Source organism: Citrobacter sp. B72 (genome assembly GCF_016894305.1).
GTDB classification, from domain to species: domain Bacteria; phylum Pseudomonadota; class Gammaproteobacteria; order Enterobacterales; family Enterobacteriaceae; genus Citrobacter; species Citrobacter portucalensis.
Genome location: NZ_CP069801.1, coordinates 622,761 through 635,397 on the forward strand (window position 1 = coordinate 622,761; position 12,637 = coordinate 635,397).

A 12,637-nucleotide genomic window follows, 5' to 3' on the forward strand; every position below is an offset into this window, starting at 1 on the left:
TACTGGCGGCGCAACGTCGGCGCCGCCTGTGTTTTTATTTATTATGAAAATAACCATCTTCGATGGTGACTTTGAGTACGACTTTTTTCACTGCGTTATTACAAATAAAACGATAGGCTTCATGGTTGTCACAAATAACCATTTGTCCTTCGTGCACTTCGACGGTTTTTCCACAACCTTTCAGATATTCGCGATCGGTTTCATCGCGATAATATTCAACCACCTGGAGATCCTCTTTGGCGGCATACTCTATTTTTTGCTGCCCTTGCAGGTAGTAATGGATCTCAAAATAACGACGATGACCGGTAAACAGCGCATCGGTCGCGGAGTCTGTCTCCACGCGGTAGCTCAGGGAATCACCGATAGAGTGGGCGACGCCTGGCTGAATATTGTCAATATTTTCAATAGCCTCGACGCAGCGTTGCCATTTCCGACCTGAAGCATAGCGTTGCTGGAACTGCTCTAAGTTGTCGATGATCCTCATTTTGTATTCTCGCTGTGCATATTCGTGGAAAAGAACCCGGTGCCAAAGGCGCGGTTGGCGGTGGTTTGAGCGCCAGATTCGCTGCCGGAAACCGGCAACAACGTGAAGCCGTAGCTGAATGACGTAAACCAGACGCGCCAGGAATCGAGTACTTCACTTCCCCACGAGTTGGAACCTAAGCCCAGCAACTGGTGGTCCAGATTCAGGGTGATGTCATCGCTACGCTGTAGCGCGTTGCAGTGTTGTGCGGCAAAGATATTTTCTGGCGTATAGCGCCAGGCGCTCAGGTTGACAGGGCGCTGCGGAACCACCAGCAGACCGTTGCCGTGGCGGTTGGTTAGCGTTGCCCAGCGCACGTCCTGACGATTGCCGTTGTTTTGCGGGAAAGGATAATTTTCGAACATCTCATCCACGCTGCTGCGCCAGATGTCGATGATGTTGGCCTGCTGGCTATCGGCATAGTTTTCACCTGGACCACGTCCGTAATACGCCACCTGGCCCAAATCACCGTTGATGCCCATAGTGAAACCGATGCACGGAATAATGTCCCGGTACTCGCCGTAAGGCTGGCCAGAAAGTTCCACATTCAGCTGACCGTCCGCGGCAATACGCCAGCGATAGGTGCAGCGCATACCGAAATCGAATACCGGCGGGGCGATAATGGTCTGGCTGGTTATCAGCAGCGCATCATCGGTTTGCTCAAGGGTAAACTCGCGCAGATGCTCCTGCATAATCTGTAAATGATTCGGCTGCCAGAGACCTTCGAACTCTTGCTTGTGGTTATCAATGGTCGGTTTGAAGAAATTAATCTTCGGCTCGCGGGTAATCAGCTCTTCGCCATTGACGTTCCAGGCGATCGGTTTACCGGTCAGCTTTGAGAAGGTCAGATGGAAGTTATAACCGCGAACGGTGCAGCTCTGGCGGCTGTCTTCCAGCGTCAGAGGGTTGGCGTTTTGCAGGCTAAACGGTACGGCAGTCGCCGTTCTGGCCTTCAGCGGGAACTGATAAGTCGCGATGTGATGCCCGGCTTCGCTGTATGACGTGCGGGAATCTTTCGTCACGGTGACGTTAAGGAACGCTTCGCGCGCATCCAGCTCCGGCAGTGCGCATTGCAGCAGCGCGTCGCTGTTGGGAAGAACGTCGCGCAGTTTTATCTGCTGAACAGAGAGCGTATCTCCTTCGGCGCGAACCTCAATATGCAAGGTGTAGTCGTCAAGCGTGGTGAACCAGAGTTTGTTTTCTACCCGTAGCTCGCCGCGGGCCAGATCCTGTGCGCGCACTTTCACCGGCGCAATTACCTGCTTGTACTCTTTCAGTCCCGGTCCTGGGGTTTGATCGGAATAAATCAGGCCATCAAGGCAGAAGTTGTAGTTGTTCGGATAGTCGCCGTAGTCGCCGCCATATTTGTACCAGACGTTGCCGTCGTCATCTTTAGCCTGAATCCCGTGATCGCACCACTCCCAGACATAGTGCCCCTGAATGCAATCATGCTGATAGAAGACGTTCTGATATTCCGTTAGCCCGCCGGGACCGTTGCCCATGGCGTGAGCATATTCACAGATGATGCGCGGTTTAGGATGCGGATATTCACCAAACTCATTCATCAGCGGCACGCGGGTGTACATGGTGGAGATGATATCCACCACTTCAGCGTCACGATCTTCTTCGTAATGGATCAGACGCGTGTCATCCAGCGCTTTCGCAGCGTGATACATGGCGCGGATGTTACAGCCGTATCCGGATTCGTTACCGAGCGACCAGATGATGATCGAAGGGTGATTTTTCTGCGCATGGACGTGGCGCACGATGCGCTCAACGTAGACATTTTCCCACAGTGGATCGTCGGTGATCCGACTGATATCGCCGATATTGGCGAAGCCGTGAGATTCAACGTCTGTTTCGGCCATCACGAACAGGCCGTAGATATCGCACAATTCATAGAAGCGCGGATCGTTCGGGTAATGGGCGGTGCGTACGGAATTGATGTTGTGCTGCTTCATTAACAGCAGATCTTTTTCAACGCGATCCATACCAACCGCGCGGCCCTTAAGATGATCGTTATCGTGGCGGTTAACGCCATGCAGCATCACGTAGCGGTTATTGATGTAAAACAGACCTTCGCGAACTTTAATATCGCGGAATCCAACGCGCTGTGGCACGACCTCAAGGATGTTGCCGCTGGCATCTTTCAGCGTCATCACCAGATGGTAGAGATACGGCGATTCCGCCGACCACTGCTGCGGCGCGCTAACCTTGAAATGAAAAGCGGTCTGCGTTTGTTTATCCACTTTTAGGGCGTTAATCACATCGCTATGCAGCGCCTTCTCACCGTCAAACAAGGTGTATTCGAGCGACGCTATCGCTGGCGTAGAGGCCAGGTTTTCCAGCGCAATGTCGCAGGAGAGGGTGGCGTCGCGATAGTCATCATCGAACTCGGTGCGAACGGTAAAATCCTGAATGTGGGTCGCCTGTTTGCCGACCAGATAGACGTCGCGGAAAATTCCCGCCGACCACCACATATCCTGGTCTTCAACGTAGGTGGAATCAGCCCATTGCATTACGCGAACGCACAGCAGGTTATCACCGGTCTTCACCACCGCGCTGATATCAAATTCGGCCGTCAGGCGGCTGCCTTTGCTGAAGCCAACGTACTGACCATTCACGTAAACTTCGAAGTAGGTTTCTACGCCATCAAACTTAATCAGCGTCTGTTTGCCCTGCCAGCCTTCGCTGAGGGTGAAAATACGCTGATAGGCCCCGGTGGGGTTATTGGTCGGAACGTAGGGGACATCAATCGGGAAAGGAAAACCTTCGTCGGTATACTGCAGCTTGCCGTGTCCTTCCATCTGCCACATGCCGGGGACGGTGATGCTGCCCCAGTCACTCATAAACTGCGACGTAAAGGCTTCCGGCACCTGTAGCGGATGCTCAAAGAACTGAAAATTCCACTGACCGCTTAGCAGCTGAAAGAGGCTGCTGGTTTCGCGGGCAAACGAGCGAGCCTGCGCAACGGAGTCATAAGAGAAAAAATATGCGCGTGGCGCCAGTCGATTTTCGTGGGTGAGCTGAATGTTTTCCCAGCGATTCATAAGGCCTCCCGGTGGAGAAAAATCGGAACCATTCATTTTAATGGTGAGTAAGTGTAATTGATGGTGATTTTAGTAAAAGTTTTACTAAAATATAGCGAGTGAGGTGATTTACTTTAACTGGATCACGAAAATAATTCGGACGCGGAAAAGAATGCATGACAATGCGCGCCCGGCATCAGAAGAAACCGGGCGGGTTAGCGGGGGATTTTAGCGGGTGGTGCCGCGCAGTTTCAGCTTGCTGGGAACAAAAACCAGCAGGGGAAGCGCACGCCCGTCACGGGCTTTTTCGAACAGCAGGTTGACGCCCTGACTGCCCATCATTTCCGAATGAATGCGAACGGTGGAAAGCGGAGGAAAGGTGAAACGCGCCGTTGGGATATCATTAACGCTAATCAGCGAAATATCCTGCGGAATATTCAAACCACGCTCGTGGATGGCGCGCAGAACGCCAATGGCAATCGAGTCTGAAGCCACAAACAGGGCGCTGGGATAGTCGGGTTTCGCCAGCATTTCTTTAGCCAGTTCATAGCCTGATGAACTGGAAAAACCGCCGCGATAGATGTCCTGTTCAGAAACGACCTGCTGCAGGCGACCGTATTCGACAAACGCGGCTTCGCGGATATCGGCCTTGCCTGGCTGGTCTTCGCCGCCGATGAAACCAATGCGGGTGACGCCCTGGGCAATGAAGAAGTCGATGCTCTCTTTGCTGATGCGGGCCAGATCGATATCGACGGCGTCATATTCGCTGCCGGATTCATGGAAATCGATAAAGCAGATGTTGTCGGTAAGCGCTGTTGCCGCCTCGCGCAGAGCGGGAGAAGGCTTGCCGACAATAAGAATGCCGGTAATGTGTTTGCTCTCCGGCAGCCCACTGTGCTCATAGCAGTTGGTCAGTTCGATCCCGAGTTTCTCACACTGGGTTTCAATCCCATGGCGGATCGCGAGGTAGTAAGGATCGTTGATTTCCAAATCTTGCTGATAGCTGTAGAGCGCCAGAATATGCTGGGGGCCGAGCGCGCTGGTCTGGTTCTTTCGGGCGCTGCTGGTTTTGTACTCCAGCTTTTCCGCGATCTCCAGAATGCGATGCTTAGTCTCTTCTTTTACATTCAGCGTGGGGTCATCGTTTAAAACCCGGGACACTGTCGCCAGGGACACGCCAGCTTCGATTGCGATGTCTTTAAGTGTTGCCATGTTTGCCTTTTCCCTGAGTTACCTGCGCATTGTAAATGAAGTGCTTATCTATTCATCTGTTTTCAGTAAAAAAAGCATGATTAATTGACATGCTCGGGGTAAAACTGGGCTTTCAGAGTGTGATGAGTACGTCATTTTCCCGCTTTTGAGAACAATGCCCGGAAAATATTTTGCTAGTATTTAGTAAAATTTTACCAAGGAGAAAACAATGGATACCGTCGCATTTGCTGATTTTGCCCGAATGGAAATACGTGTTGGAAAAATCGCACAGGTAAAGCGCCATGACAATGCCGATAAGCTGTATATCGTACAGGTAGATGTGGGAGAGCGTACGCTGCAAACCGTAACCAGCCTGGTGCCTTACTACAGTGAAGAGGAGTTGATGGGCAAAACGGTGGTGGTGCTGTGTAATCTGCAAAAGGCCAAAATGCGCGGTGAGACATCAGAGTGCATGCTGCTGTGTGCGGAAACCGACGATGGCAGCGAAAGCGTACTGTTGACGCCAGAACGCCTTATGCCTGCTGGTGTGCGGATTGTTTAAGTTAGGCTAATTGCCGGATGGCGGCTGCGCCTTATCCGGCCTACAAAAGAGTGTCTTTTATAGGCCGGGTAAGGTTGTTACATTTGCTCCACGCTCACCCGTAATGCTGCCAGGGCTTTGCGTGTCGATCGCAATACCAGATCGCATTGCTCGATCGTTAACGTCAACGGCGGTTCGATGCGGATCGTCTTTGCATTGTTAAGCGTGCCGGCAACCAACACCCGCTGGCGGAACATCTCACTGGCAAAGTTGTAGCCGATTTCATTATCGACAAACTCAATCGCCATCAGCATTCCCTTACCGCGTACATCATGCACCAGGTCCGGGTACTCCCGCGCAAGCTGGCGGAAACCATCCAGCAACATATCGCCTTTCTGCTCCGCCTGAGCCGGTAAATTTTGCTCCAGCAGGACGTTAATGGTGGCCAGCGCCGCCGCACAAGCGAGCGGGTTACCGCCAAACGTGGTGGTATGCAGGAAAGGATTGTCGAACAGGACGGAGAACACCTCTTCGGTGGCAATGGTCGCGCCAATGGGCATCACACCGCCGCCCAACGCTTTGGCCAGACACATAATGTCGGGCTGCACGTTTTCGTGTTCGCAGGCGAACATCTTGCCGGTACGCCCCATGCCGGTTTGCACTTCGTCAAGGATCATCAGCGCGCCAAACTCATCGCAAAGTTTACGAACGGCAGTCAAATAACCTTGTGGCGGCAGGATCACCCCGCCTTCACCCTGGATGGGTTCGAGGATCACGGCTGCGACATCGTCACCGGTTTTTTTACACTCGCTGAGCATGGTGCGCATCGCGTTAATATCGCCAAACGGCACATGACGGAAGCCCGGCAGCAGCGGCATAAAGGGTTTACGGAAGGTAGATTTAGCCGTGGCGGACAGCGCGCCCAGTGATTTACCGTGGAATGCGCCGCTGGTGGCAATAAACGTAAATTTACCGCGCGGCGATTGATATGCTTTCGCCAGCTTCAAGGCGGCTTCAACCGACTCGGTCCCGCTGTTACAGAAAAAACTGTATTTCAGTTTACCGGGCGCCAGTGCGGCGAGGGTTTTTGCCAGCATGGCCCGCAGAGGGTCAAGTAACTCCTGGCTGTGCAGAGGTTGTTTCGCGAGTTGATTCTGTACGGCGGAAACCACGACTGGATTACGGTGCCCCACGTTGAAAATTCCAAAACCGCCCAGGCAATCGACGAACTCCTGCCCCTGGGTGTCGACAAGCGTATTCAGGCTTCCCGCTTGCCACTCTACGGCTCCGTAATCCCCGCCTGCAGTTACAGATTTTCGATACTCTAAGAACCCCGGATTGACATGCTCCTTGAAGTACTCAATCACCTCTCGGTTTAACGATTTCATTTCCTCATGATCAAGCGTGCGCTTTTCGATGAGATTCAGTGCGTGTGCGCTGCAGGCCAGGGCCGATGCGCTGGAAGGTAACCTGTTCAAAATATGCTCCCGGAGCTCGCGTATCACATGATACTGATTTAAGTATTGCAGGGATTGCGCCATTCCGGCGCGCTTAGCAAAAATCGGGATAAACACCAGGAAATATCTCATTTGCGCAACATTTAATGCCATTTTTTAACATTTGCTGGCATTTTGCCCAGGTCAGAAGCCTGAAAACAGATCGAATAAACGCAAATTTGCGCTAAAAATGGGCAATATTTGCACTGTGACGGTGCGCTGGTAGAAGTGACGTTGAATAGTTACTAGATGAAAGTATTTTAAATCAATGGATTAGAATGCGTACAAATTTTGAGGTTTAATCGCAAATTGCGATCTAAATCAAATTTAACAACTAAAGATAAAAAAATTATCGCCGAAATAACATAAGCCGAAAGAGTTAACAACCAGATAACCTGCACAGGACGCAATCATGTCTTCTCATCCCTACGTTAGTCAGCAAAATACACCGCTGGATGATGATATCACCCTCATGTCTACCACCGATTTACAAAGCTATATCACCCATGCGAACGATACATTTGTCCAGGTCAGTGGCTATCAGCTGAATGAATTGCTCGATAAGCCGCACAATCAGGTTCGTCATCCGGACATGCCAAAAGCGGCGTTTGCGGATATGTGGTACACCCTGAAGCAGGGCGAGCCATGGAGCGGGATTGTGAAAAACCGGCGTAAGAATGGCGATCACTACTGGGTGAGGGCCAATGCGGTGCCGATGGTGCGGGAAGGACGCGTGACCGGGTATATGTCGATTCGTACCCGGGCAACTGACGAGGAAATTGCGGCGGTAGAGCCTTTATATAAAGCGCTGAACGAAGGACGTTGCAACCGGCGTATTCATAAAGGGCTGGTGGTACGCAAAGGCTGGCTGGGTAAACTGCCGGCGATGCCGATTCGCTGGCGGGTGCGCAGCGTGATGGCATTCCTGTTTGTCCTGCTAGCGGTCGCATTGCAGCAAATGGGCGCCGAATGGCCGTTACTGCTGATGAGCGCGTTGGTGATGGTGCTGGGAACGGCTATTTTCGAATGGCAAATTGTGCGTCCTATTGAGAATGTTACCCGTCAGGCGCTGAAAGTGGCGACCGGTGAGCGGAACAGCGTGTCGCATCTTAACCGTAGTGATGAACTAGGCCTGATGCTACGAGCAGTGGGCCAGCTTGGGTTAATGTGTCGCTGGCTCATTCACGACGTCTCCAGCCAGGTGAGTTGCGTGCGCAGCGACAGCGAAACGCTGGCGAAAGGCAGCGACGATTTAAACAAGCATACGCAGCAGACTGTCGAGAACGTGCAGGAAACGGTGACCACCATGAATCAGATGGCGGCATCGGTGAAACAAAACTCAGAGACCGCCGCCGCGGCCGATAAGCTCTCTATTGCCGCCAGCAGCGCAGCAACGCACGGCGGTGAGGCGATGGATACCGTCATCAAAACCATGGACGATATCGCCAACAGCACCCAGCGGATCGGCACCATTACGACGCTGATTAACGATATTGCCTTCCAGACCAACATTCTGGCTTTGAATGCTGCTGTTGAAGCCGCGCGGGCGGGCGAGCAGGGGAAAGGGTTCGCCGTGGTGGCGGGAGAAGTACGTCATCTTGCTAGCCGTAGCGCCAGTGCAGCCAATGATATTCGCAAGCTGATTGATGCCAGCGCTGACAAGGTGCAGTCCGGATCTGACCAGGTTCACGCCGCAGGGCGCACGATGGACGATATTGTGGCGCAGGTGCAAAACGTCACTCAGCTGATCGCCCAAATCAGCCACTCCACGCTGGAACAATCAGACGGTCTTTCCAGCCTGACCCGCGCGGTGAATGAGCTGAGCAACATTACACAGAAAAACGCCGAACTGGTTGAAGAGAGTGCGCAGATTTCCGCGATGGTGAAACATCGCGCGGGTCGTCTGGAAGATGCGGTTACGGTGCTGCATTAATACTAAAAATACAGGCGGAACGTCGGGCATACGGGTTCCGCCTGCTGTGCAGATTAATCCAGCTGAGTAATATCCAGCGCAGCGCGATCGATAATACCGATGATTTTTTTGATCTGCGCATCGCTGGTATCACCATGATTGACCCGTAGATCCAGCACAGCTTTGAAGTTTTCCAGCGCGCGTTTCATCTGTGGATTTTTGCGTAATTCAAAACCCACGCAGCGGGCTTTAATACGTTCGTGGATATGTTCCAGATGTTCACGGTTCTCATCCAGCCACTGCTGGCCCTGGGTCGTGATCGCAATCTGTTTACGCCCACCTTCCTCGTCGCTGACGGTGATCAGTGCCTGATCCTGCAAGAAATCCAGCGTTGGATAGATAACGCCCGGGCTTGGGGTGTAGTTACCCTGGGTCAGAGTTTCAATCGCTTTAATCAGCTCATAGCCGTGGCTGGCGTCGCGGGTCAAGATATCCAGAATCACCAGGCGTAATTCGCCGTGGCCGAAGAACCGCTGACGACGACCGCCGCCGCGACGATGCCCGCAGCCGTGCTCGTGGTGATGATCTTTGTTACAGCCTTCTTCATGGCGATGTTCTTCACCTTTGCAGCAACCTGCATGGTGCTCGTTGTGGCGGCCTTCGTGGTGATGTCCTTCACCCTTGCAGCAGCCTTCGTGTTGGTGCTCTGTGTGCTTGCAGCAACCTTCATGATGGTTTTGCATCATCGTCTCCTGATGTTATTTAGATATATCTAATTTATATCTAAAAATTATCAGTTTGCAAGTCTACAAATTATATTCTGTATAACGTTATGATTATTAACTATTTTTATATGGGTGTGATAGCCGGGTAATCATAATTTAACTATATCAAAAAGTGCTTGCAATATTTTTGATTAGCAATCATTATCATTTAAAAAATCAATTTAGATATATCGTATTATCTTCACAAGGCGAAAAAATGACAACAAACACCTCACGCTACCCGCAGCGCGTTCGCAATGAACTGCGTTTTCGGGAACTTACCGTCCTGCGCGTAGAACGCATTAGCGCGGGCTTTCAGCGCATTGTACTGGGCGGTGACGCTCTGGACGGTTTTAGCTCACGCGGCTTTGATGACCATACCAAGGTCTTTTTCCCTGAACCGGGCAGCCACTTTGTACCGCCTGTCGTCACCGATGAAGGCATTGTCTGGGCTGACGGCGTACGTCCGTTATCCCGTGACTACACGCCGTTGTATGACGAAGCGTGCCATGAGCTGGCGCTGGATTTTTATATTCATGACGGTGGCGTGGCAAGTACATGGGCGATGAATGCCCGCGAGGGTGACAAGCTGACAATCGGCGGGCCGCGCGGTTCTTTGGTGGTGCCAGAGGATTATGCGTATCAGGTTTATGTGTGTGATGAATCGGGAATGCCCGCGTTGCGCCGACGCCTGGAGTCGCTCAGTCGTTTAGCGGTACGTCCGCACGTCACGGCGCTGGTTAGCGTGCAGGATGCAGCGTACCAGGACTATTTAGACCATCTCGACGGATTTACCATTCAGTGGTTTATCGGTCATGACGAGCATGCGGTGGATGAACACTTATCGCGGCTATCGGTGCCCGCAGACGATTATTACATCTGGATCACCGGTGAAGGAAAGGTGGTGAAAAACCTGAGTGCTCGTTTTGAAACCGAGGCGTTCGATCAGCAACGGGTTCGTGCAGCGGCTTACTGGCATCAACGCCGTTAATCAGTAATTAGAGGGCGGAACGCCAAACGCCTGGCGGAATGCGTAGCTAAATGCCGCGGTACTTGAATACCCAACGTCGAGTGCCACGGCGGTTACGCTTTTATTTTTCTTCAGCATTAATACCGATTCAAGTATTCGCATTTTTTGCTTCCAGACGCTGAAGGGCAATCCGGTTTCTTTTTTGAAATGACGTGAAAAGGTACGGGCAGACATACCCAAATGCTGCGCCCAGTATTCAACCGAATGCTCCAGTGCGGGGGATTCTTGTATTGTTCGGCAGACTTTGGTTAATTCGCGATCCTGCGGCCAGGGTAATACAAAAGCGACTTCCGGGAGTTGCAGAATAATATCGACCAGCACACTAACCAGCTTGCCCTCTTTTGACTGACTATCATAATGGCCTGAAATTGAATTAGTGGCGTAATGAATAAACTCTCTGGCGAAATCACTGATAGCCACTACTTTGCATTCATTGATGCTCTCTTCAAGAAAACCCGGTTTAATATCCAGATTTTCTAAATATACATCATCTAATGCCCAAACTGCATGCTCCGTATTATTTGGGATCCAGATGCCATAATGCGCCGGGATTATCCAGCACTTACCGGCAACATCAATGCGCATGCTGCCTTTGCGGGCGAAATGAAACTGCATAAAAGAGTGTGAATGCTGCGGTACATGGTGGTTGGCTTCCAGGACATAAGAGCGAAAGAATACGTCCTGCGGCAGTTCGGTCATGGAGTTATCCGGGAAGGAGTTCCACTGTTTTTGCGCGAGAGTTTCCATAAATGAATCGTCAATGCTCCCGATGGTGTGTCCGCTGTTCGATAGATCTTGTCCGCGGATCATAATACATACACTCTTTTTTCCATAATAATCTTGCGTAATAATTTTTAGTCCACTTTTGGTAAATACCATGAACTCGCTTTGTTCAGATGCTGTCATCGTCAATGAAACAAATGATAACTGGACCCGAATGGGAAAAGAGCTGCTTTCGCAAGCGGATATCAGAATTAATGGCTCGCGCGCCTGGGACATTCAACTTCATCATACCGGTTTCTTTAAACGGGTATTGCAACAAGGCTCGTTAGGGCTTGGCGAAAGCTATATGGAAGGCTGGTGGGACTGCGAACGGCTCGATATTCTGTTCTGCAAAATCCTGAAAGCAAAACTCGACCAGCAGATGCCAGGTAATCTGAAAGATATTTTACGCATTGCCAGCGCACGCCTGTTTAATTTGCAGTCACGTAGCCGTGCATGGATCGTCGGTAAAGAACATTATGATATTGGTAACGATCTCTTTGCGCTGATGCTTGATCCGCATATGCAATATTCCTGCGGTTACTGGAAAGACGCGACCACATTAGACGAAGCGCAAAATGCCAAATTAAAAATGATCTGCGAGAAGCTGCAGCTTAAGCCGGGTATGCGTTTACTCGATATCGGTTGTGGATGGGGCGGGTTGGCAGAATATGCGGCGCGTCATTATGGCGTGGCGGTAGAAGGCGTTACCATTTCCAAAGAGCAGCAGAAAATGGCGCAGCAGCGCTGTGAAGGGCTGGACGTTAACATTCTGCTGCAGGATTATCGCGATCTTGATAAACACTACGATCGCATTGTGTCCGTGGGGATGTTTGAACACGTCGGGCCGAAAAACTACGACACCTATTTCAGCATCGCTGACCGTTGTTTAAAACCGGATGGACTGTTCCTGCTGCATACCATTGGCAGCAATAAAAAAGGGATGAGCGTCGATCCGTGGATCAATAAATACATTTTCCCGAACGGCTGCTTGCCGGCAATTTCCCATATTGCCGAGGCCAGCGAATCACGGTTTGTGATGGAGGACTGGCATAACTTTGGCAGCGATTACGATAAAACGCTGATGGCCTGGCATGAGCGCTTTAATCAGGCCTGGCCGGAGCTGTCATCACGTTATTCCGCCACCTTCAGAAGAATGTTTAATTATTATTTATGTGCCTGCGCAGGGGCTTTCCGCGCCAGAGATATTGAGCTTTGGCAGGTGCTGTTTAGCCGCGGTGTAGAGGGCGGGATCCGCGTTTATCGTTAACGCATTGCCGGATGGCGGCGCAAGCGCCTTATCCGGCCTACAAAGGTTTGCACTCATCGGCCTGATAAGCGAAGCGCATCAGGCTCTTCTTCGCCGGATGGCGGCGTAAACGCCTTATC

At 51.5% G+C, this 12,637-nt stretch carries 10 protein-coding genes; 4 read left to right on the top strand and 6 right to left on the bottom strand.

The genetic code is table 11. From position 1 onward, the window contains the following. Window positions 1-34: 34 nt before the first annotated feature. The 3 genes from JQN59_RS03000 to ebgR form a co-directional block, all read right to left on the bottom strand. Complete coding sequence (locus tag JQN59_RS03000; RefSeq protein WP_003828536.1) at window positions 35-484, bottom strand: beta-galactosidase subunit beta; 450 nt, start codon at window positions 482-484, stop codon at window positions 35-37. Further along, a complete protein-coding gene (gene ebgA / locus JQN59_RS03005; protein WP_149608055.1) occupies window positions 481-3,573 on the bottom strand; it encodes a beta-galactosidase subunit alpha in 3,093 nt (1,030 codons plus the stop codon). The genes JQN59_RS03000 and ebgA overlap by 4 nt, the downstream gene beginning before the upstream one ends. A gap of 207 nt (window positions 3,574-3,780) precedes the next feature. Continuing rightward, window positions 3,781-4,764, bottom strand: a complete 984-nt coding sequence (gene ebgR, locus JQN59_RS03010; RefSeq protein ID WP_032945068.1) for a transcriptional regulator EbgR — start codon at window positions 4,762-4,764, stop codon at window positions 3,781-3,783. A gap of 208 nt (window positions 4,765-4,972) precedes the next feature. Between ebgR and JQN59_RS03015 the strand changes: the two genes are divergently transcribed. Then, entirely contained in the window at window positions 4,973-5,305 is a 333-nt protein-coding gene (locus JQN59_RS03015) for a tRNA-binding protein (protein ID WP_016157522.1), read from the top strand. 77 nt (window positions 5,306-5,382) lie between these two features. Here JQN59_RS03015 and ygjG read toward each other — a convergent pair whose 3' ends face one another. After that, window positions 5,383-6,762 (bottom strand): putrescine aminotransferase, encoded by a 1,380-nt coding sequence (gene ygjG / locus JQN59_RS03020; RefSeq protein ID WP_167371260.1) that lies wholly within the window; start codon window positions 6,760-6,762, stop codon window positions 5,383-5,385. A gap of 430 nt (window positions 6,763-7,192) precedes the next feature. Between ygjG and JQN59_RS03025 the strand changes: the two genes are divergently transcribed. Beyond that, window positions 7,193-8,713, top strand: coding sequence for a methyl-accepting chemotaxis protein (locus JQN59_RS03025; protein WP_079934933.1), 1,521 nt, complete (start codon window positions 7,193-7,195; stop codon window positions 8,711-8,713). Window positions 8,714-8,766: 53 nt separating this feature from the next. Here the strand turns inward: JQN59_RS03025 and JQN59_RS03030 are convergent, their stop codons facing one another. Further along, a complete protein-coding gene (locus tag JQN59_RS03030; RefSeq protein WP_164084789.1) occupies window positions 8,767-9,438 on the bottom strand; it encodes a PadR family transcriptional regulator in 672 nt (223 codons plus the stop codon). Window positions 9,439-9,673: 235 nt separating this feature from the next. On the opposite strand from JQN59_RS03030, the gene JQN59_RS03035 reads away from it, so the two are divergent. Continuing rightward, window positions 9,674-10,447, top strand: coding sequence for a siderophore-interacting protein (locus JQN59_RS03035; protein WP_149608053.1), 774 nt, complete (start codon window positions 9,674-9,676; stop codon window positions 10,445-10,447). Here JQN59_RS03035 and JQN59_RS03040 read toward each other — a convergent pair whose 3' ends face one another. Next, window positions 10,448-11,296, bottom strand: a complete 849-nt coding sequence (locus tag JQN59_RS03040; RefSeq protein WP_020996343.1) for a helix-turn-helix domain-containing protein — start codon at window positions 11,294-11,296, stop codon at window positions 10,448-10,450. It lies immediately after the preceding gene. Window positions 11,297-11,363: 67 nt separating this feature from the next. Here JQN59_RS03040 and cfa point away from each other — a divergent pair, with 67 nt between their 5' ends. After that, a complete protein-coding gene (cfa, locus tag JQN59_RS03045; protein WP_048215499.1) occupies window positions 11,364-12,518 on the top strand; it encodes a cyclopropane fatty acyl phospholipid synthase in 1,155 nt (384 codons plus the stop codon). Window positions 12,519-12,637: the final 119 nt, after the last annotated feature.

Bases quoted from the DNA above. Each gene is read 5' to 3' on its own strand.
- JQN59_RS03000 (WP_003828536.1), bottom strand. From the start codon at position 484: ATGAGGATCATCGACAACTTAGAGCAGTTCCAGCAACGCTATGCTTCA.
- ebgA (WP_149608055.1), bottom strand. From the start codon at position 3,573: ATGAATCGCTGGGAAAACATTCAGCTCACCCACGAAAATCGACTGGCG.
- ebgR (WP_032945068.1), bottom strand. From the start codon at position 4,764: ATGGCAACACTTAAAGACATCGCAATCGAAGCTGGCGTGTCCCTGGCG.
- JQN59_RS03015 (WP_016157522.1), top strand. From the start codon at position 4,973: ATGGATACCGTCGCATTTGCTGATTTTGCCCGAATGGAAATACGTGTT.
- JQN59_RS03025 (WP_079934933.1), top strand. From the start codon at position 7,193: ATGTCTTCTCATCCCTACGTTAGTCAGCAAAATACACCGCTGGATGAT.
- JQN59_RS03030 (WP_164084789.1), bottom strand. From the start codon at position 9,438: ATGATGCAAAACCATCATGAAGGTTGCTGCAAGCACACAGAGCACCAA.
- JQN59_RS03035 (WP_149608053.1), top strand. From the start codon at position 9,674: ATGACAACAAACACCTCACGCTACCCGCAGCGCGTTCGCAATGAACTG.
- JQN59_RS03040 (WP_020996343.1), bottom strand. From the start codon at position 11,296: ATGATCCGCGGACAAGATCTATCGAACAGCGGACACACCATCGGGAGC.
- cfa (WP_048215499.1), top strand. From the start codon at position 11,364: ATGAACTCGCTTTGTTCAGATGCTGTCATCGTCAATGAAACAAATGAT.